16 protein-coding genes and 1 pseudogene are annotated in these 20,500 nt (G+C 58.4%); 11 read left to right on the top strand and 6 right to left on the bottom strand.

The features are described from left to right. Window positions 1–22 precede the first annotated feature (22 nt). Window positions 23–799 carry an ATP-binding protein gene (locus GF1_RS10870; protein WP_267926574.1) on the bottom strand — a complete coding sequence of 259 codons (777 nt, stop codon included), beginning with the start codon at window positions 797–799 and terminating at the stop codon, window positions 23–25. Between the two features lie 111 nt (window positions 800–910). On the opposite strand from GF1_RS10870, the gene GF1_RS10865 reads away from it, so the two are divergent. After that, on the top strand, window positions 911–1,630 hold the full coding sequence (locus GF1_RS10865; RefSeq protein WP_267926573.1) for a Bax inhibitor-1/YccA family protein: 720 nt from the start codon (window positions 911–913) through the stop codon (window positions 1,628–1,630). Between the two features lie 379 nt (window positions 1,631–2,009). Here GF1_RS10865 and GF1_RS10860 read toward each other — a convergent pair whose 3' ends face one another. Next, window positions 2,010–2,993, bottom strand: a complete 984-nt coding sequence (locus GF1_RS10860; RefSeq protein WP_267926572.1) for a hypothetical protein — start codon at window positions 2,991–2,993, stop codon at window positions 2,010–2,012. 429 nt (window positions 2,994–3,422) lie between these two features. On the opposite strand from GF1_RS10860, the gene GF1_RS10855 reads away from it, so the two are divergent. After that, a complete protein-coding gene (locus GF1_RS10855) occupies window positions 3,423–4,346 on the top strand; it encodes a manganese-dependent inorganic pyrophosphatase (protein ID WP_267926571.1) in 924 nt (307 codons plus the stop codon). 787 nt (window positions 4,347–5,133) lie between these two features. Then, window positions 5,134–6,402, top strand: a complete 1,269-nt coding sequence (gene ltrA / locus GF1_RS10850) for a group II intron reverse transcriptase/maturase (protein WP_267926063.1) — start codon at window positions 5,134–5,136, stop codon at window positions 6,400–6,402. Window positions 6,403–6,504: 102 nt separating this feature from the next. Here ltrA and GF1_RS10845 read toward each other — a convergent pair whose 3' ends face one another. Together GF1_RS10845 and GF1_RS10840 are read right to left on the bottom strand one after the other, a co-directional pair. Continuing rightward, window positions 6,505–7,923, bottom strand: a complete 1,419-nt coding sequence (locus GF1_RS10845; RefSeq protein ID WP_267929139.1) for a UshA-like (seleno)protein — start codon at window positions 7,921–7,923, stop codon at window positions 6,505–6,507. A 186-nt stretch (window positions 7,924–8,109) separates the two neighbouring features. Next, window positions 8,110–9,462, bottom strand: coding sequence for a replication-associated recombination protein A (locus GF1_RS10840; protein ID WP_267929138.1), 1,353 nt, complete (start codon window positions 9,460–9,462; stop codon window positions 8,110–8,112). A gap of 123 nt (window positions 9,463–9,585) precedes the next feature. Between GF1_RS10840 and GF1_RS10835 the strand changes: the two genes are divergently transcribed. Beyond that, entirely contained in the window at window positions 9,586–11,139 is a 1,554-nt protein-coding gene (locus GF1_RS10835; protein WP_267926570.1) for a GAF domain-containing protein, read from the top strand. Window positions 11,140–11,153: 14 nt separating this feature from the next. Here GF1_RS10835 and GF1_RS10830 read toward each other — a convergent pair whose 3' ends face one another. Continuing rightward, complete coding sequence (locus GF1_RS10830; protein WP_267926569.1) at window positions 11,154–11,567, bottom strand: PilZ domain-containing protein; 414 nt, start codon at window positions 11,565–11,567, stop codon at window positions 11,154–11,156. Between the two features lie 255 nt (window positions 11,568–11,822). Between GF1_RS10830 and GF1_RS10825 the strand changes: the two genes are divergently transcribed. Next, window positions 11,823–13,289, top strand: a complete 1,467-nt coding sequence (locus tag GF1_RS10825) for an NAD-dependent succinate-semialdehyde dehydrogenase (RefSeq protein WP_267926568.1) — start codon at window positions 11,823–11,825, stop codon at window positions 13,287–13,289. Between the two features lie 72 nt (window positions 13,290–13,361). Here GF1_RS10825 and folE2 read toward each other — a convergent pair whose 3' ends face one another. Continuing rightward, complete coding sequence (gene folE2 / locus GF1_RS10820; protein ID WP_267926567.1) at window positions 13,362–14,105, bottom strand: GTP cyclohydrolase FolE2; 744 nt, start codon at window positions 14,103–14,105, stop codon at window positions 13,362–13,364. 184 nt (window positions 14,106–14,289) lie between these two features. On the opposite strand from folE2, the gene GF1_RS10815 reads away from it, so the two are divergent. The 6 genes and pseudogenes from GF1_RS10815 to GF1_RS10790 all read left to right on the top strand — a co-directional run bounded on the left by GF1_RS10815 (window position 14,290) and on the right by GF1_RS10790 (window position 20,497). Further along, window positions 14,290–14,688 (top strand): RNA-binding S4 domain-containing protein, encoded by a 399-nt coding sequence (locus GF1_RS10815; protein ID WP_267926566.1) that lies wholly within the window; start codon window positions 14,290–14,292, stop codon window positions 14,686–14,688. Window positions 14,689–14,709: 21 nt separating this feature from the next. Then, window positions 14,710–15,285: pseudogene (locus GF1_RS10810) on the top strand (IMP cyclohydrolase); the annotation flags it as partial. A gap of 348 nt (window positions 15,286–15,633) precedes the next feature. Continuing rightward, entirely contained in the window at window positions 15,634–16,215 is a 582-nt protein-coding gene (locus GF1_RS10805; protein ID WP_267926564.1) for a formyltransferase family protein, read from the top strand. Beyond that, window positions 16,212–16,748, top strand: coding sequence for a bifunctional pyr operon transcriptional regulator/uracil phosphoribosyltransferase PyrR (pyrR, locus tag GF1_RS10800; RefSeq protein WP_267926563.1), 537 nt, complete (start codon window positions 16,212–16,214; stop codon window positions 16,746–16,748). Before GF1_RS10805 ends, pyrR begins: the two co-directional genes overlap by 4 nt. A 9-nt stretch (window positions 16,749–16,757) precedes the next feature. Next, complete coding sequence (locus GF1_RS10795) at window positions 16,758–18,242, top strand: sensor histidine kinase (RefSeq protein ID WP_267926562.1); 1,485 nt, start codon at window positions 16,758–16,760, stop codon at window positions 18,240–18,242. A 32-nt stretch (window positions 18,243–18,274) separates the two neighbouring features. Then, window positions 18,275–20,497: a peptidase U32 family protein gene (locus GF1_RS10790; protein ID WP_267926561.1), complete on the top strand. Its 2,223-nt coding sequence runs from the start codon at window positions 18,275–18,277 to the stop codon at window positions 20,495–20,497. The last annotated feature ends 3 nt before the right edge of the window (window positions 20,498–20,500 follow it).

Raw genomic sequence — 20,500 nt, 5'->3', positions numbered from 1 at the left:
AGGACGCGGGGGCAGGGTGGAGTCACACGTCGCCTGATTCTCCGCAACCATTGAGGATGGCCTCGAGGAGCTGCTGCGGAGCCCTGTCCAGTTCGTCTTCGATATCGATGATCGGCTTCTCGGCCCTTTCCGCCCGGCGGATGGCGGCGGCATCGGGGAAAAAGGCCACCGGTTCCTCGCCCAACCCCTGGCGCAGGAAGGTTTTATCTTCTTCGTCCCGGACCAGGTTGCCGACAAAGGAGATCCGCGGAATCTGGACATCCTCGGCCAGCTTGCGGATTTTGAGGGCCGTGCGGATGCTGGAGCGGGACGGGATCACCACGATGAGCAGCTGGTCAGCGCCGGCCACCGTGCCCCGACCCAGATGCTCCACCCCGGCCTCCATGTCCAGGAGCACGGCCTGGTTGGCGGTCAGCAGCAGCTTCTTGAGCATCTTGCGCAGAACATGGTTTTCCGGACAGGCGCAGCCGCCTTCGGCGGTCTGCACGGCGCCAAGCACCATGAGCTTTAATCCGTCCTGTTCAATCATGAAATCCCTGAGCAGGTCGTCCACCTGGGGATTGAGCTGGTAGAAGGGGGAACCAGGGGTCTTGCCGGCCCGCTCGGCCAGCAGTTTTGTCATGTCGGCAATGGGCCGGGCCCGCTCAATGTCCCTGATGCCGAGGGTCTCGGCCATATGCGGGCTCGGATCGGCATCGATGATCAGAACCTCCCGTCCGGTCCGGCGCAATTCCCGGGCCAGCAGGGCCATGATGGTTGTTTTGCCGACTCCGCCCTTACCGCTGATAGCTATCTTCATGCGTCACCTGAAACTGTTTGTTGCCTTTCGTGCAGGAGTGGTTAAAATAGTTCCACAGAGTGTAATATTCCTGCAACAAAACGATGTGTACATTTAAGGAGCTTATTCACCATGCAAACTGATACGCAGTACGGTACCAGCACAATAACTGTAGCGCAAGCGCGGCAGGAGGCCTCGACCATATTTTTGGCCAAGGTCTTCAACTGGATGGCCATCGGCCTCGGCCTGACCGGCCTGGTGGCGTTTTTCACCGCCCAGTCCGGGCTGGCCATGTCCATTATCGGCACACCCCTGTTTATGATACTGCTGCTCGCGGAACTGGGACTGGTCTTCTTCCTTTCCGCCCGGATCGACAAGATCCAGGCCACGACCGCCACCGGGCTCTTTCTGGGCTATTCGGTGCTCAACGGCCTGACCCTGTCCACCATCTTCCTGGCCTACACCCGGGCCTCCATCGGCGGGACCTTTCTGATCACCGCCGGCATGTTCGGGGCCATGGCGGTTTACGGAATGGTCACCAGACGGGACCTTTCGGGCATGGGGTCGTTTCTGTTCATGGGCCTGATCGGTATCATTCTGGCCTCTATCGTCAATATCTTCCTGAACAGCTCCAGCCTTTACTGGACCATTTCGGTCATCGGGGTCCTGGTCTTTGTCGGTCTGACGGCCTGGGATGTGCAGAAGATCAAGCTGATGGGCGAACAGGGCATTATGGAGCAGGGCGAGTCGGCCATCCGCAAGGGGGCCATCATCGGCGCCCTGGCCCTGTATCTTGACTTCATCAATCTCTTTCTCATGCTGCTTCGCTTTTTCGGCAGCAGCAGGGACTGAAATTGGTCTCCGACTCTATTCCTACTGACTGGCTGGCTCGCTGACCAGCCAGTCAGCAGAGCCATATACAGGAAAAAGGCCGGGAATTCCCGGCCTTTTTCTTTTGTGATTACCATCAATCTTCAGCATTGAAACCGGTGCCGGGCCTCGCTTGTTTTACGGGACGCCATAAACCCGTCCCTGGGGGCTTGACTGTGGCCATCCAGGCCACAGACACCCGTGCAACAAGCAAGCCCCGACACCTTCATTCATCGGTGGCTGAATTTCAGTGGTAATCAGATTTTCTTTTGGTTTCTGTACTCCCTGTCCCGTCTTCATCTCCTGTCCGCGCCCGGACCACCGGCTTCTCTACCGGACAGTAATCTCCCTGTGTTCTTCCTTACTGGTACTGTTCCAGGAGCTCATAGAGCCTGTCGAGATACCTCTCCTTGTACACCAGCTGGTTACTGGTTTCGATTTCCTGGATCAGCTGGGGCAGGATCTGCCGGATGTCAAGGCCGTAGCGGTTGGCATCTTCCCGGTTAGCCCAGTCGATGATCAGGGTGGAGTAGTAGTTCACCAGCAGCCGCAGCTGCGAGTCGCGCCGGAAGAGATAGGAACGCCCGCCGATGGTGTTGAGGAAAAAACCGGCATACTCATAGAGCTTGTCCAGGGGCAGGACAAAGGAGAACCGGTCGCTTTCGCACTGGAGGGTCGCCCAGCGGTAGAGATCCGCGGCCACGTCTTCCACCCGGTCTCCTTCGCGGTCAAAGATGGCCTTGAGAAGGAGGATGTTGTTTTTGCCGATGATCCGGAAGAAATGGGCCATGTTCTTGAGCATGGTGTAGAGGTCGTCATATTCCCGGGAGACCACCGGTGGATTGTCGAGCAGCTTGTCTGCCAGGGCGCGGAAATACTCCTGGGAGGGTTTGCCAAGCTGGAATTCCCTGATGTACTCCTTCTCGTCCAGGCTGGTGAAGAAATCGTGCAGCCTCAGGGCAAGTTCCCTGCACTCCTGCTCCTCTTTTGTCAGAACAGGGGCTGGCGGCGGGAGTTCGACGGCTGGAGATGGCTGGATCTGTATTTTTTCTTCCCCTGTTCGGGGTGGTTGTGGCGCCGCTCCGGATTCCAGGGCAGGTGCCGGGGGTTCCGGCACTGTCAGGGTTTTCGGGGAAGGTGGCTCTGGTACCTGTTCCACAGGGGGTGTTTCCAGAGGTTCTTCGAGCCGCGCCACCAGGGTGGCGGTTTTCTGTTCCCTGATCAGGTACCAGCCAAGAGCGACAGCAAGTCCGGCCAGGAGAAGACAACCAAGCCAGATGATCGGCCATGGGGAGGATTTTTTCCGGCGGGAGGACTTCTGTTTTCCGGGTTCGGTTTCGCTCATGGGATACCTGAAACGATGGGGACCTGAACGGGATTCAGGAGAAAGTATACAAGGTGCTGCTACGCCCTAATGTAGCAAATCCCGGCCAAGAAGGGAAAAGGAAAAAAATCACCCTTCAGGCCCCTGCAGGTACAGGCGACCGCAATGGCGGGTTGACAGCCGCTGCGCCAGGGGCACGGGGAAATCGATCTCCGGATTGGCGGACAGATCTTTTCCTGGTTCACAATTAATTATGTGTCTGTTTGATGCGGTTTATCTTAACGGGATTCTAACCTTTTTCCCCTTGACGCTGCATCTGGAAAGGACTAAGATTCACCTGTTTTATGTTGTCATATAATGAATTCTCATTCAGAGAAGTGGCAGCATGTCTGGAGGTCATTTTTACGTTTTGCGTACACACTAATTCATCGAACGAAGGAGGATTTTACCATGTCTGTCTATGTCGTAGGTCACAAAAATCCGGATACGGACTCTGTCACCGCTGCCATTGCCTATGCCGAGTTGATGAAGGCCAAGGGTGAGGATTTCATTCCCGTTGTTCAGGGCGAGCTGAACCCCGAAACCGTGGTCGTACTCGAACGTTTCGGTGTTGCCGTTCCCGAGACCATGACCGATGCCGCCGGCAAGAAGGTCGCTCTGGTTGATCACAGCGATCTGGCCCAGGCCCCGGACAACCTCGGCGACGGAGAGGTTGTTGCCATTGTCGACCATCACAAGATCGGTGATGTAACCACCAATAATCCGATTTTCTGCTGCGTCAAGCCCGTGGGCTGCACCGGCACTGTTCTGACCCAGCTCTACAACATCGAAGGGGTCGCCATTGATCCCAAGGTTGCCGGTCTGATGCTGGCTGCCATCCTGTCCGATACGGTTAACTTCAAGTCGCCCACCTGCACCGATGAAGACAAGCAGGCCGTGGAAGAGCTCAAAAAGATCGCCGGTGTCGAGGATACCGACGGCCTGTTCATGGATATGCTCAAGGCCAAGAGTGGTGTTGAGGGCGTTCCGGCCAAGGACCTGCTCAACCGTGACTACAAGGACTTTGACATGAACGGCAACAAGGTCGGCTGTGGTCAGCTGGAGCTTGCCACCCTGGATCAGGTTGCTGATATCCGCGAAGACCTGCTCAATGCCATGAAGGAGCAGAAAGCGGCCGGCGGACACCACACCATCCTGCTGATGCTCACCGATGTCGTGAAGGAAGGGACCGACCTGCTGGTCGTTTCCGATGATCCGGCCCTGATTGAGAAGGCTTTCGGCACCAAGCTCGAAGGCGATTCCATGTGGATCGAGGGCATGATGAGCCGTAAGAAGCAGACCATTCCGAACCTGCAGAAGGCATTCGGCTGCTAACTCCCCGGACAAACTGCGGAATAAGAAAGGGGGATGGCTCGGGCCATCCCCCTTTTTTTGTTTGCCCGGCATGGCGGGCAAACCCAGCCTGTGTTAAGCAGGCGTCACCCTGACCAGGGGGAAGACAATCCGAATCGTAAGGGCGTTGCTGGTAACGGCAGGGTCTGAAGGAAGCGATAGGAAGTGAGCGGCACATAGCGCAAGCGAACCTGATTCGGCGTATCAGGAGGGTAAGCGTCCTAAATAGCGCGAAGCCCGATACCTGGTCAGTCCTGATACGTGATTGAGGATGTGGTCGCTCACAGGGAGTTCGCCTTAACCGGGGAAGCCTTGCACTGTTTCCGCATTAAGCGGAAAAAGAGAAGCACAAGGAGAAATCCAAGGCGGATCGAAGCGGTGTGAGGTGGCAGATGATTCCGTAGTAGTGATGAAATTCCGGCCTGTGAAGCCTGGTAACAGTGTGGAGGATAAAACCGGGATGACCCAACGGCCTGGTTCGTTGGGGGCAGTTATGAGCCAAAAGCCATATCTGTTGCGAAGGGATGAAGTTTATTTGAAGGTTTTCCGGAATCTATGGACACCTGGCAGACTGAACACAAGCCGTCCGACGGGACGGGGCACGCTATCGGCGGTATGCCGTGACAGGTCCTCTGCCGATTTTGGCCGTTCATCGGAGTAGATGGGAGTGTTGATCGTATATTGCCCATGAGGATAGAAAGCGGTCGCGCCCATTGAAGAACCGAAGTCTCCACGTGGAAATAGAGGAAGGGAAACGCAGGACAGGAGCATGGTTGACGTCTGGTACAGCCTATATGATCGAATGCTGAGCCGGGAGAACCTGGTCAAGGCATTCTACAAGGTGAAATCCTCGAAAGGAGCTGCCGGTATAGACGGCCAGTCCATCGATGATTTTGCCGGATCACTTGCGACCAATATCGATCATCTCCTGACGGAACTGCAGGACAAGAGCTACCAGCCGCTGGCCGTGCGACGGGTGGAGATCCCGAAGCCGAACGGCGGGAAACGGCTACTCGGCATACCTGCAGTCCGTGACCGTGTGGTACAGCAGGCCCTGCTGGATATACTTCAACCAATATTTGACCGCGATTTCCATCCGTCGAGCTACGGCTACCGTCCTGGTCGGAGTTGTCACCAGGCAATCAGCAAAGCCACGATGTTCATCCGGACGTACGAGCGGAAATGGGTAGTGGACATGGATCTGTCGAAATGCTTCGACACGTTGAACCATGACCTGATCCTTGCCTCGTTCCGTCGCCGGGTCAGCGATGGAAGTATTCTTGGTCTGCTGGAGAAGTTTTTGAAAAGCGGTGTTCTGACAGGAGATGGTTGGCAGGCCAGCGAGGTCGGCAGTCCGCAGGGCGGAGTTATCAGCCCGTTGATTGCCAACGTATACCTTGATTCCTTCGATCAGTTTATGAAGAATCGTGGCCACCGCATCGTCCGCTATGCGGACGACATCCTGATCCTGTGCCAGTCAAAGAGCGCAGCCGAAAATGCACTGAACCAGGCCAGTCGTTATCTTGAAGAAGAACTGCTGTTGACCGTCAACCAGGAAAAGACCCATATAAGCCACAGCCTCAAAGGGATTAAATTTCTTGGAGTTTGTATCCACTCCGTGATGACCCGAATACAGCGAGGCAAGGTGAGGGCCTTCAAGGCAAAGGTCAAGGCGATGACCCGGCGTAACTCCCCGGTGAACCTTGAGAAGGTGATAGCCGACCTCAACCGGTTGCTGAGGGGTTTTGCCAACTACTTTCGGATAGCGAACTGCAAGGGTGAGTTTTCTCGGCTGATGAGGTGGATCAGAAGACGGCTGCGTGCTGTTCAGTTGAAGCTGTGGAAAAAGCCGTGCAGGCTACACCGCAGACTGAGACAGCTGGGCTATAGAGGAGAGTTCAAAAGTATCAAGATGAACTCCTGGGCCAATGCAGCAAGTCCACTGAGCCATTATGCCCTTCCCAACAGCTGCCTGCATGGGGAAATGGGGCTCTTTGACCTCGCATCTGTACAGACCGGAATTTCTGTTTCAGTATGAAGGAAAAATAAACAGGAGCCGTATACGAGGCCCGTACGTACGGTTCTGTGAGAGGGATGAGGCAAGCTTAATTACCTTGCCTCACCCTACTCGATGTCCGGTCTATGGATTTTTGGTCGTCGGGCAGCGGATCCGCTGGATCTTGTCGGCAAAGACAAAGTTGTCGTCATGGTCGCCCTGGTGGCACTGCCGGCAGGTGGCCTCCCCGGGCAAGGTGGGTTTGAACTGGTCCGGAGTGTTGCCGTGGCGCCGGGCCGGGCCGTGACAGGCCTCGCAGCCCACGTTTTTCAGCTCCGAATCCATCCGCACGAGAATTGCCCTTGTCAGTTGCGGATCCAGGCTGTAGGAGGGCAGGGTGACGTGGCACTTCTGACAGGTCGGGTTATGCTGCTGGTTCTTTTCCTCCAGGCTCTGCCAGGCCCTGGCATGGCCGGTCTGCTGCCAGAAGGATGTCTGCTGCGGATGGCAGGTGCGGCAGGTCTTCCAGCCGGACAGGGAGCGCAGGGCCTGGACCGGGGCTGAGATGGCCATCTTTGCTGCCGGCCGGCGCCGTTCGGCCCGGGCGATCTCCCGGTTCAACCGGTTGGCGGCCCGCCGGGCCTCATCTATGATCTCCTGGACCCTGGGATCCTGCGGAATATTCGGTTTGAGGGCGATGAACCGGTTGGTGAAGCTGCAGAATTCCAGCCTTCCCTGTTTTTTTCTCTGCTCCAGTTGTCTGAGTTTTTCTTCTGTCTCCCGGAGTTGCCGCACCAGTTCCCGGTAACGGCTGTTTGTCGCCAGAACGTCGGCCGGGTAGCGTTTTTTCAGCCTGCCGATCTGCCAGGAGATGCGGTCCTGCTGCCGGGTGGTCTCGCGGAGCAGTTCTTTCAGGCTGCGGCCCCATTTTTTACTGCTGTTCCAGTTGATTTCCAGCATGCCCAGGTACTTGCCGCGGCTGCCGGTCTGGAGGATCAGGGTGTTGTTGATGTTCTTCGGGGCCATGTTGGCGGTCCCGTGTCCGGCCTGGAGCAGGATGTGAAGGGCGTCAAAGCTCCGGGCGATCTCTTCATTCTCCGCCGGTGGATAGCTGGAGAGCAGGATGATCATGTCGGTTTCCTTCTCCAGGGTTTGCACCAGCGGTGGCAGGATCTTGCGCCAGTCAACAACCTGCCAGGCGTCTGACGGTTCGACAGTCGCCGGGGGAGGAGCACTGAGGCCTACAACCCCGATCCGCAGGGTCCCGGCTTCGGTGATGAGAAAAGGGGTGAAGAGCGGCTGGCCGGTTCCGGGGTCGACCAGGTTGGCCGATAGCCAGCGCAGTCCGGTTTCCTTTTCCAGGGTGCGGAGAAAATCGGATCCGGCGGCCAGGTCCTGCGGGGCGATGCCCGCTGCCTGGCAGCCCATGAGCACCTCGGTCCGGGCAATGGCCCTGGCCGTGATCTTTCCCGGTTCCAGCAGCTGTTTCGGTACCCAGGTTCTGTCAAAGAGCAGGGCGCCGCCTTCCAGGAACAGCGAAGGCCTGTTTTTCTGTTTTGCCAGTGCCTGCAGCTGGTAGCTTTTTCTGGACAGCCCGCCCAGTTGTTTGGACTTTCAGCCGCAGGGCTCGGTCTCGCCCCGGATGTCGTTGCTGTAAAAGAAAAGGAGCTGCCCCCGGCCGCCTGCCGGGTGTGGCCGGCCACCGGGAGGAGGCAGGCCGAAAGCAGGGTGAACAGCAGGAGAAGCCAGCTATTTTTTCTTTGCATGGGTTTGTGCCCGTTGTTTGAGGATTTTGCGCCATTTCAGCAGCCGGTCCCGGATGATGGCCTCGTAGCCCCGGTTACTGGGGTCGTAGTACACCGTACCCTGTAACCGGTCCGGCAGATGTTCCTGGTCCACCAGTCCGTCCGGTCGGTCGTGGGCATACTGATAGCCGCTGCCATATCCCAGGTCGCGCATCAGCCCGGTGGGCGCGTTGCGAAGATGCATGGGGACAGGGAGGGAACCGGTTTTTCTGATATCTCTTTTAAGCAGTTTCTGGGCCCGGTAGATGGCGTTGCTCTTGGGTGCGGTGGCCAGATAAGCTACGGCCTGGAGGAGTGCCAGTTCTCCTTCCGGTGTGCCCAGCATGTGGTAGGCTTCCCGGCAGTTGAGGGCAACCTGCAGGGCCTGGGGATCGGCGTTGCCGATATCTTCCGAGGCAAAGCGGATGAGCCGCCGGGCAATGTAGAGCGGATCCTCCCCGGCTTCGAGCATCCGCGCTGTCCAGTACATGGCCCCGTCCGGGTCGGAATCGCGCAGGCTCTTGTGCATGGCCGAGATGAGATTGTAATGTTCCTCGCCGCCGGTATCGTAGCGCAGGGCGCGGTGCTGCAGGGCCTCCTCCACCAGTTCCAGGGAAATACTGTCCTGTGCCTGCGTTGTGGAGCCCTTCTTCTCTCCCCGGCTCACCAGGGTGGCCGCTGTCTCAAGACAGTTCAGGGCCCGGCGGCAGTCGCCGTCCGCGGCCCGGGCCAGCAGGTCCAGGGCTTCCTCCTCGATGGTGAGCTGGAGGTGGCCAAGACCCCGGGGATCACTGAGTGCCCGTTGGACAAGGATCTTGATATGCTGCGGTTCCAGGGGGTTGAGTACCAGGACCTGGCAGCGGGAGAGCAGGGGGGCGATGACATGAAAGGAGGGGTTCTCGGTGGTCGCCCCGATGAGGACGAGCAGCCCGCTTTCCACATGGGGCAGGAAGGCATCCTGCTGACTTTTGTTGAAGCGGTGGATCTCGTCGACAAAGAGAATGGTGCTCTGTCCCGCTTCCTGGCGTTTTCGGGCCTCCTCAACGATTTTCCGGATCTCCTTGACCCCGGAAAGAACGGCGGAGAAAAAAATGAACTCGGCTGTGACCCGGGAGGCGAGAATGGTTGCCAGGGTTGTCTTGCCCGAACCGGGAGGGCCCCAGAGGAGCAGGGAGGGAATCCGGCCCTGGTCGAAGAGCTGCTGGAGCAGGCGTCCCGGCCCGACCAGGTGTTCCTGGCCGACGAATTCCTCCAGGGTGCCCGGCCGCATGCGCTCTGCCAGCGGTATGTCTGTAAGGGTGGATTTTGCCATGGCCATATTATGGGCTGGATTGGAAAAGGCGTCAAGCAGGGATATCTTATGGCCATGCAGCTTGCCTTGCCCCATGCCCGGTGGTAAGATGAAATAATATACCATGGTTACGTGTTCACGAGTGTTTTTATGCAATCAGATATTCTGCTGCTGACCGCAGCTGGCACCGACACCGGTCTCCTTCTCGAATCCCTGGACGGATATGCGGTGACCCCGTGTCATGATGCCCGGGAGGCCACGCTGCTCTGTGAGCAGAAAGATATCTACCTGGCCCTTGTCGAGGCAGAACTCGATGCCACTTCAGGGATCGACTGGTTTGGGGCAACCCGGACCGAGCATCCCCATCTGAGCGGACTGCTGATTGGCAACCCAGTGGGCGAGGGATTGCTGCGCCGGGCCCTGGATGCCGGTTTCTCGGGGATCATTGAGACACCGGTGCGCGGAGAGCAGTTGCGGGCCCAGGTGGAACGGGCCATGGCCCTGGTTCGGCTGCAGGAGGAAAACACCCGGTTGCGGACCCTGGTACCCCTGTACAGTCTGGGGGAGAAGTTTCTTCAGTCTGCCAGCGAAGAGGATGTGCTCGATTCCCTGCTCAACGTGGTGGTGGAACAGACCGGCGCGGCCCAGATTTCGGTCATGCTCTTTGACGAGGAAGAGGCCTGCCTGCGGATCGCCGCCTGCCGGGGCATGGATGAGGTTCTGGCCCGTTCCATCCGTATCCTGCCTGGAGATCAGATCGCCGGCTGGGTCTATGCCCGGGGCCGGCCTGTGCTTCTCAACCGGGAAAACCAGAACGACTCGATTTTTGCCCCGCTCCTCAAGCGGCCAGACATCGTCGCCGCCATTTCTTTTCCCCTCAAGGTGCGGGACCGGGTACTGGGGGTGCTCAACATCAGCCGAACCGAGAGTGGCACCCCCTACACCGAAGCGGATATCGAGATGCTGGCCGTTATCTGCAGCCAGGCCACCATGGCCCTGGAGAATGTCCGTGCCACCCGGATCATGGCGGAAAAGATCCGGATGCGCACCCTCTTTGAGCAGTACGTGGCGCCGGAGGTGGCCGATCTTCTCCTTGCCACTGATTCCAACCTGCTTGATCTGGGCGAGATTCGTGACGTCACGGTGCTGTTTGCCGATATCAGGAATTTCACCGCCCTGGTGCAGCACATGGAACTGACCGAGCTGCGCTCCTTTCTCAATGCTTTTTTCCAGATTTTCACCGATGCTATCTTTCAGCACCGGGGAACCGTTGACAAGTTCATGGGAGACGCGGTCCTGGCGGTCTTCGGGGCTCCGATCCTTCTGGAGAACGCCTGTCTGAGCGCGGTGCGAACCGCGCTGGCCATCAGGAGCCGTTTTGGTGGTCTGCGGGCGCAGTGGGCCAGCCGCTGTTCGGAATTCGATAACGTGGACCTGGGGATCGGTATCACCCGGGGTGAGATGTTCCTGGGCAATGTGGGGTCGTCCCGCCGCCTTGACTACACGGTTATCGGCAGCCAGGTGAACATCGCCCAGCGCCTGGCTGCCGAATCAACGGCCTGCCAGGTCTATGTCACCGACATCGTTCGCCGGGAAATCGAGCCCCACGTGGCGGTGGAACATGCCGGCGCCCTCAGGCTGCGGGGAGTGGATCAGGAGATTGGTGTCTACGCGGTCCATGGAGACAGGGTCTCTGCCAGGTAGCTGACAGGCAGGGGCTACCACATGTCGGAATCCCGCCGGTACTGCTGCATTATCCGCTGCAGACGTTTCATCTGTTCCCCGTCCGGACTGGTCAGAAATTCGACCCCCATCTTGAAGGCACGGATCTGATCCTGGCGGAAAATGTCCAGCCATACAGGTCGGGCCGGCAGGGCCAGGTCGATGATTTCCGGTGGAATATCGATATGGAGCAGCAGGAGGGAGGAATCGTTTTCCCGGGTGGTGTGAAAGACATGGTAGGAACCACGCATGACCTGGGTCATGAGCAGACAGGCGCCGTGGAGCGAGATGTCGATGATCCGGCCGGAAAACGGCCCGGCCAGCTGGCCGCCGCTGATGCCGTCCTGTGCCGACACGGAGATGGGAAGGTAGACGCTGTCCCGTTTTGATCGGCGCAGATCTGTATTCATGAAAGGGCGAATCTCCGGGCTGGCCTGCTCGCTTGCTCACGCAAAGCTTGAAAAGGTGTCATGAAATGGTACCATGAACGGTTCCGTACCTTTAATTGCGGCAACCGGATCTCCTCTGGAGTCGGGCTGACGGCAGGAAAAAGAGTCTTTCTTCTTTAAAGAGTACCACATTTACCTGCTCTCACAAATTAAAATAACAGGTCCGCGGTCAGTAACAGCTGGCCGGCGGTGTGGGAAGAATAACAGGGATTACCGATGAATTTAAAAAAACCGGAACTTTTCAGACAGCAGTGTTATATCGGCGGTAAGTGGGTTGATGCCGAGGATGGCAGCGTCATTGAGGTGCATAATCCCGCCACCGGCGAGTGTATCGGCCAGGTTCCGGCCCTGGGCCGGAAAGAGACATCCCAGGCCATTGACCTGGCGGAGAAGGCCTGGCGACTCTGGCGTCAGCAGGCAGCCAAAGAACGGGCCCGCATTCTCCGGCGCTGGTATGACCTGATCGTCGAGAGCCAGGATGACCTGGCCACCATCATGACCACGGAACAGGGTAAACCGCTGGCCGAAGCGGTGGGCGAGGTCCTGTACGGGGCCTCGTATGTGGAATGGTTCGCCGAAGAGGCCAAGCGGGTCTACGGCGACACCATTCCCATGGGCCAGCGGGACAAGCGGATCATTGTTCTCAAGGAGCCTGTGGGGGTCTGTGCGGCCATCACGCCGTGGAATTTCCCCTCAGCCATGATCACCCGCAAGGTGGCGCCGGCCCTGGCCACTGGCTGTACGGTGGTAGTCAAGCCGGCGGCCGAGACACCCTTTTCCGCCCTGGCCCTGGCCAGGCTGGCCGAGGAGGCCGGTATCCCGCCCGGGGTGTTCAACGTTCTCACCGGCCCGGCCCGGGAAATCGGCGCCGAGATGACGGACAATCCCACGGTCCGTAAACTCAGCTTCACCGGCTCCACCGAGGTGGGCAAGATGCTGATGCAGGCCTGTGCCTCCACGGTCAAGAAGATATCGCTCGAGCTTGGCGGCCATGCGCCGTTTCTGGTCTTTGATGACGCGGACCTGGATGCGGCCGTGGCCGGAGCCATGGCCTCGAAATATCGCAACTCTGGTCAGACCTGCGTGTGCGCCAACCGGCTGCTTGTTCAGCGCGGAGTCTACGAACCTTTTGCCGAAAAGCTGGTCACTGCGGTCCAGGAGCAGCTCCGGGTGGGCAATGGCTTTGATGAGCAGGTCAACCAGGGCCCGCTCATCGATCTGGGTGCGGTGATGAAGGTTGAGGAACAGATTCGGGACGCAGTGGAGAAGGGCGCCCGGATCGCCTGCGGCGGCAAACGGATTCAGGGCAATGGTTTTTTCTTCGAGCCCACCATTCTCCTTGATGTGACGCCGGAGATGCGGATCTTCCACGAGGAGACCTTTGGTCCGGTGGCGCCGCTCTTTGCCTTTGATACCGAGGAGGAAGCCGTGGCCATGGCCAACGATACCCCCTATGGTCTGGCGTCCTATTTTTACAGTCAGGATGTGAGACGGGTCTGGCGGGTGGCCGAGGCCCTTGAGTATGGCATGGTGGGGATCAATACCGGTATCATGTCCAGCGAGGCGGCCCCTTTTGGCGGCATCAAGGAATCGGGTATTGGTCGGGAAGGCTCAAAGTACGGCATCGATGAGTACCTGGAAATCAAGTATCTCTGCCTGGGAGGACTGGAGACAGGGGCCTAGACGGGTCAAGCCAGGGGCAAGGGGCCTGGGATCGTTTGCCGACCGGGCCCTGTTTCCCGGCCCTGGCCGGAATTACTCCAGGTCGTCGGAGTCCACATAAGCATAGGCACTGTGTTTGTGGATGGATTCGAAACTTTCCACCCCGACGGAAAACCAGTCGATACCGTCCAGTTTCATGGTTTCCTGGGAGACCATCCGGACCACATCTTCGACAAACATGGGATTGTGGTAGGCCGCTTCGGTCACATATTTTTCATCCGGTCGCTTGAGCAGGGCGTAGAGCTCGCAGGAGCCGCATCGTTCCACCAGCTCGATTAACTCTTCCAGCCAGATGAATTTTTTCGGCCGCACGGTCAGGGTCACCTCGGCCCGCTGGTTATGGGCTCCAGCTTCGCTGATCTCCTTGGAGCAGGGACAGAGCGTGGTCACAGGCACCCGGACCGTGAGCAGCAGCTCATCCTCTCTTCTGTCGTTGGTGCGGCCGGTGAAGGCGCAGTCATACTCCATGAGAGAGCTTGTCTCGGTGACCGGCGCCCGCTTGGCAATGAAAAAGGGAAAATCCATGCGCATTTCCGCGGTCTGGGCCTGGAGCTGATCGCGTACTTCGCCCAGAAGCTGCGGAAAGATACTCGCATGCATGTCCTTGCGGTACCTGGCCAGGGCCGCGGTGAACACGCTGACACAGGACTGCCGGAACCGGTGTGGCATGGCCGCCTGGAGGCTGATGGTGGCCACGGTCTGTTGCCTGGTACCATCCTTCTCCCGGATTCGGACAGGGCAGGTGAAGTCTTTTATGCCGACATTTTGCAGTTTCATAACTGGAGCCTGACTTACCGCATTTTTTCTTTTACGACAACCTGAATCCACTACCATCCCCTCCCTGTTTCTGCCTGTCCGGGTGACGGGGCCCGGGATTTCAGACCGAACCCGTCCGGTATGTTTGATACCACAGAAAAAATATGGTACGTTGCTGTTTCTGGAACCTTACAGAGGATTATGTGTGAAAAGGGAAACAGATAAAGAGAAGGTACGGATCGATAAATGGCTCTGGGCCGCCCGCTTTTTCAAGACCAGATCACTGGCCGCAAAGGCCGTGAGCGGCGGTCACGTTCATCTCAACGGTCAGCGGGTCAAGCCGGCCCGGACGGTGGCCGTGGGTGACCGGCTGGTGATCCGCCGGGGTGAGCTTGAGTTCACGGTCGATATCCTGGGTTTGAGCGGCCGCCGGGGACCGGCCAGTGTCGCCCGGACCCTGTACGAGGAAACACCGGAATCTCTCGAGCGTCGGGAACAGGAGCGCGAAGAGCGCCGACTCATCCGGGCGCCTGCTGCCAGGCCCGCCAAACGTCCCGACAAGCGGGAACGGCGGCGGATTCGGCAATTTCTACGAAAGGATTAGGAGAAGAGGAGTTATACAACCATGAAGAAGGTAGAACGCGCGTTGATCAGCCTGACGGACAAATCGGGCATTGAAGATTTTGCCAGGGAGCTGACCGAACTGGGTGTGGAGATCCTCTCCACCGGTGGCACGGCCAAAAAGATGCGGGACAGTGGTATTTCTGTGACTGATGTGTCTGAATTCACCGGTTTTCCCGAGATGCTCGACGGACGGGTCAAGACCCTCCATCCCCTGGTACACGGCGGTATCCTTTATCAGCGTGACAACCCCGAGCACCAGAAGCAGTGCGCCGAGCATGGGATCAAACCCATTGATATCGTTGCCGTGAACCTCTACGCTTTTGAAAAGACCGTGGCCGATCCCGACTGCACCCTGGCCGATGCCATTGAAAACATCGACATCGGCGGCCCGACACTGCTGCGCGCCTCGGCCAAGAACTTTCGGGATGTGACCGTGATCGTCGATCCCGCCGACTATGCTCAGGTGCTCTCCGAGATCAGGGCCACCGGCAACACCACCCTGAAGACTCGCTTCAAGCTGGCGGTCAAGGTGTTCCAGCTGACCTCCAGTTACGACACAGCCATCGCCCGCTGGCTGGAGCAGGTTGACGTTGAGACGAATCCCTATTTTTCAGGGGAATAGCAGACCGTTTTAAAAACGTAGCGAGTGCCTGGCCAGAAATGAGGATTTTTGTTCGAGATCAAGGAATGCGAAAAAAATAAGCGCAGGCATATGTGTAATATTCCGAGCATTATTTTTTGAGCATAACGCAGAGACCGGGCGAAAATACCATTTCTGGACAGGCACTAGCAAGCGCAGCAGGTTTTCAACGGCCTGACAGGTAACCGGTTCCGGCTTAAGGGAGGTGGTTATGGGGTGCTTTCCGTACCACCCTTTCCAGGAACCAGGTCGTTGGTCAGTATTGACAAGGGAGATTTTGCGAACATGCAGAAAATGGCAGTGCTGCTCTCCGGTAGCGGCAGGACCCTGGATAATTTCCATGAGCGGATTCAGGATGGGACTCTGCGGGCCGAAATCCAGGTGGTTGTCTCCAATGTGGCAGATGCGCTTGGCCTGGAAAAGGCCAGGAAGTATGGCTACCCAGCCTTTCACGCTCCGGACAACGAGGCGATCAACGAAATTCTGGCCCGCTATGATATCGACCTGATCGCCCTGGCCGGGTACTTGAAACTCTATATCCCGCCGGACCATCTCAGGAAAAACGTGCTCAATATCCATCCCTCGCTCATTCCCTCATTCTGTGGCGACGGCTATTACGGCCATCACGTCCACGAGGCGGTCAAGGCCCGGGGATGCAAGGTCAGTGGCTGCACTGTGCATTTTGCCAACGAGGTCTACGACGAGGGCCCTATCGTCGTGCAGAAATGCGTATCGCTTGATGACGACGACACCCCGGACGATATCGCGGCCAAGGTGTTTGCCAGGGAATGCGAGGCCTTTCCCGAGGCCATCAATCTGGTGGACGAAAAAGGGGTGGATTATTTCTGGAACAGGGTGAAGGCATGAACGGCACACGCTCCATCATGACGGCTCGGGATATCGACCGGAGCCTGGACCGGATTTCCATGGAACTCCTGGAACGCAACCACGGTCTGGAGCAGCTGGCGATCATCGGCATCCACACCGGAGGCGTGTTTCTGGCCCGGAGAATCCATGAAAAGATCACCGCCATGGAAGAGGGGGATCTGCCACTGGGCAGCCTGGACATCACCCTGTACCGGGATGACTGGAGCCTGATCTCGCAAAATCCCATTGTCCGCAAGACCGACATCGGTTTTCTGGTGGATAACCGTCGGGTTATTCTGGTTGACGATGTTATTTTCACCGGCCGGACCATCCGCGCGGCCATGGACGCGATCATGGACTATGGTCGGCCGGATACGATCCAGCTGGCCGTGCTCGTGGATCGCGGAGGACGGGAGCTGCCCATCCAGCCCGATTACGTGGGCATGGAGGTTCGGGTGGAACCGGGCGAGCGGGTGGATGTGCTGCTCAGGGAAAAAGCGGATCGCGACGAAGTGGTTGTGCACGGAGTGTGAGATATATTTGTGGCTGCCGGAAAGAAATCATCCTCCCTGCGTGAGTTCGAGCGTATCTGTCGCCGAGTAGAGGAAAAATCCGCCAGCTACGACAGGTACAACTTCAGCAGCCGTTATAACGACTTTCTCAAGGCCTTTTTCGACCTGGCCCAGGAATTCGATTCTCTGGATGACTTTTACCGGATCTGCGTCGCGGTTCCGCTGAAGATGACCGGGTTTGTCAGCCGGTTGTACCTGATAAGTGACTCCAGTTCCCGCCTGGAACTGGTCTGCGATTCCCGGCGCGGTGTCCTCAAACCGCCCGAACCGGCCCGGGAGCCGATCCATCTCTCATCCATCCCGTACGAGACCAGTGATTCTTACCTGATCCCAATCTATGCCAAGGTGCCGTTGGGCCGCTCGGAAGATGTCCTGGACGTCAATGGCGGCAATGGTCAACGCCAGACTTCGCTCTGGGGTGATTCGGGCGGGGCTGGCGGCTGGAGCCGGATTCTCGGCATGTACGAGGTGAAACCACTGGCACGCATGGACGAGTCTGACCGGTTTTTTTTTCAGAAATACACCAACAGGATCGGGTTCAATCTTCATAACCGGCTGATCGCTCTGCAGAATATCGATCATCTTAAGTTCATCAACACTCTGGTCATGGATATCGAGCACAATGTCATTGTGCCCAACATGTATTTCCGCCACCTGTTCAACCAGCTGCGCAAGAGGATCGGTGAACTGGATGATCTCAAGGACGAGGGCCGCCGGCTGGCCTGCGACGGGACCGGCAGCAAAGCGGTGGACGAGGAGGCCTGTGAGCGGTGGCTTGCGCACTGTGACCGGGTGAAACGTGATTTTCTTGCCTGTCAGCAGGAGCTGGTAAAGCACCACGCCAACATCAGCCTGTTCCTTGAGAGTCTGTTCCGTCGGGAGCATTTTGAACGGGGGCACCTGGTCCTGCGGCCCCGGCGCTGTTTCGTGGAAAAGGAGATCATCGGTCCGCAGCTGGAGCATTATGCTTCCCGGTTGAGGGCGGCCAGGGTGACGGTGGAAAAACCACGCAACATGCTTGAGGAGGAATTTCAGGTCCTGGTGGATGTGGGGCTGCTGGCCCAGGTCTATGCCAATCTGTTTTCCAATGCGGCAAAGTATACCCGGGAGGTGGTGAACCACGAGGGACACCCCAGGAAGGCCATGGCCTATGGGCGGGAACTGGTCGATGATTTTCCCGAACCGGGCAAGAAGGGCATCAAATTCAATGTTTTTACCACCGGTCCCCACCTGCCCGAGGACGAGCAAAAGAGACTGTTCCAGGATGGCATGCGCGGTCGGGACAGCAAGGGTATTCCCGGTACCGGACACGGACTCTCCTTTATCCGTCATGTCATCGAGCTGCATGGCGGCACCGTGGGATATGAACCCACTCCCGAGGGAAATAATTTTTATTTTATCCTGCCTGTCCCATCCACCATACCGCCAACGGACCTGGTTGACGCTGTCCGTTGATTTCCCAACTATAATCAGTGAGTCAAACACCATTGAAAAAAATAGAGCTGCTGGCTCCGGCCGGCAGTATTGCCAGCTTTGAGGCCGCCCTGGAAGAGGGCGCTGACGCGGTCTATATCGGCGCGCCTGGTTTAAATGCCCGGGCCCTGGCAAAGGATTTTTCCTTTGCCGAGGTCGGCGGTATGATACAGGCCGCCCATGACCGGGGACGCCATGTACATATTGCCATGAACAGCCTGGTCCGAGAGGATGAACTGCAGGAGGCGGTGGAGGCCCTGTCGCTTTTCGCCCAGCTGCGTCCGGATGCGCTCATCGTCCAGGATCTCGGCCTTGCCTGGTTGGCCCAGCGGTTTTTTCCGCAGATACCCCTGCATGCCTCGACCCTCATGTCGGTGCATAACTCCATGACCGCCGCCTACCTGCGCGATCTCGGCTTTTCCCGGGTGGTCCTGGCCCGGGAGCTTACCCTGGACGAGATCAGGCGGATCGGCCGGGTGAGCGGAGCAGAGCTTGAAATCTTTATCCACGGGGCCATGTGTTTTTCCTTTTCCGGGCTCTGTCTTTTTTCCAGCCTCCATGGCGGAAAATCCAGCCTGCGCGGTCAGTGCGTCCAGCCCTGCCGTCGGCGCTACGGCTGGCAGGAGGGACGCAAGAAGAAAAAAGGGGGCGGTTATCTCTTTTCCATGAACGATCTCTGTGGTATCGATCTGCTGCCGCAGATGCGCCGGGCCGGCGTGGCCAGCCTGAAAATCGAGGGGCGGATGAAATCGGCCGAATACGTGCGCAAGACCGTGCGGGCCTATCGCCTGGTCATCGACAGCCTGGACCAGGCCGAATCCGAGCGGCAGCGGGTGCTCAAAGAGGCCCATGGGCTGCTCGACGAGGCCATGGGCCGGCGTCGCTCGCCCGGATTTTTTCTTGCCGCCAAACCGAAGCAGGCTGTGACCCCGGCCCTGTCTGGCAATACCGGCAAACTGGTCGCCAGGGTTCAGCGCCTGGAAGCGCTGCGCCCCGGTCGCCAGGGCACCATTCTGACGGCCCGGCTCCTGGAACCGGTTCGAGCCGGTGAACGGCTGCGGCTGCACCACGAACAGTCCGGGGAACGCAAGAGCTTCACGGTCCGGACCATGCGTCTGGGCCAGAAAACCGTTCGCCGGGCCGGTTCGGGCCAGCTGGTTCGTTTTGTTCTCGACCAGGACCTGGGAATGAAGAGTGACAGCGGTTTCCGGGGCAGCCTCTTCCGGGTGGATGTGGAACGACGGTTGCGCTCCTCCGGATCCGCGGGCAGGTACCGGCTGGCCGGAGGTGCGGTGCCAAAACCGGACCGACCTGCGGTTGAGGAGATAGTGGAGGTGCTTCAGTGGGCTGTGGAGAAAAACAAAAAACCGGCTCAAGGGGCCCGCACCCGGGAGCACCGGGAAAAGCGGCGGAAAAAGAGTATGAAAAAAGGTCAGGTCTGGTGGATCCGGGTGGCCCATCTGCGGGATGCGGGTCAGCGATTTCCGGTCCGGCCGGTCCGGATCCTGGTACCCCTGACCAGGGAAAATATCGACTTTCTGAAAAAAACTGCCCGGTTGCGCAAGCCGCAGAGTCGGCTTGTCTGGGAGTTGCCGCCCGTCATCATGGAAGATGCACTGGCGTGGTATGGGGAGAGTGTCCAGCATCTGCTGCGGGAGGGGTTTACCCGTTTTCAGCTTGGTCACGTGGCCCAGTTGGGTCTGTTTCCGGAGGAGATCCGTGAGCAGCTCAAATTCTCGGGTTCCTATACGCTTAACATGCTCAACTCGGCCGCGCTCCAGGCCATGGCCGAGCTGGGATTGCGGAACATTCTGTTTTCCCTGGAAACCGATCATGCCAACATGGCCGCGGCCCTGGTCCATTTTCGTCGGGCCCTGGCGGCGAGGAAAAGCGGGCCCGGCAACGTCCGTATCGGTATGGAAGTGTATGGCCGGCCTCCGCTTTTCACCGCCCGGCTGGATGGTGATCATTTTCGCTATGGCCAGCAATGCATAAGTCCCATGGACGAGCGGTTCCGGGTTGAACAGCAGGACGGCCTCACCGTGACCCGTTCGGTTCAGCCCTTTTCCCTGCTGCCCTGGCTGGGCGAGCTGCGGGAAGCGGGGGTGGACTACCTGCTGGCCGACCTGTCAGGCGGCGCCATCAACCGGGAAATAACCCGTTTTGCCACCCTGCTGCGGGGCACCGGACGAATGGAGCCGACCCTGAGCGGCAATTTCACCGGCCATTTACTGTAGGTG

The organism is Desulfolithobacter dissulfuricans (genome assembly GCF_025998535.1).
GTDB lineage: Bacteria > Desulfobacterota > Desulfobulbia > Desulfobulbales > Desulfobulbaceae > Desulfolithobacter > Desulfolithobacter dissulfuricans.
The sequence above is the reverse complement of the archived record's forward strand: the minus strand, read 5'-3'. Positions and strand labels throughout refer to the sequence as shown.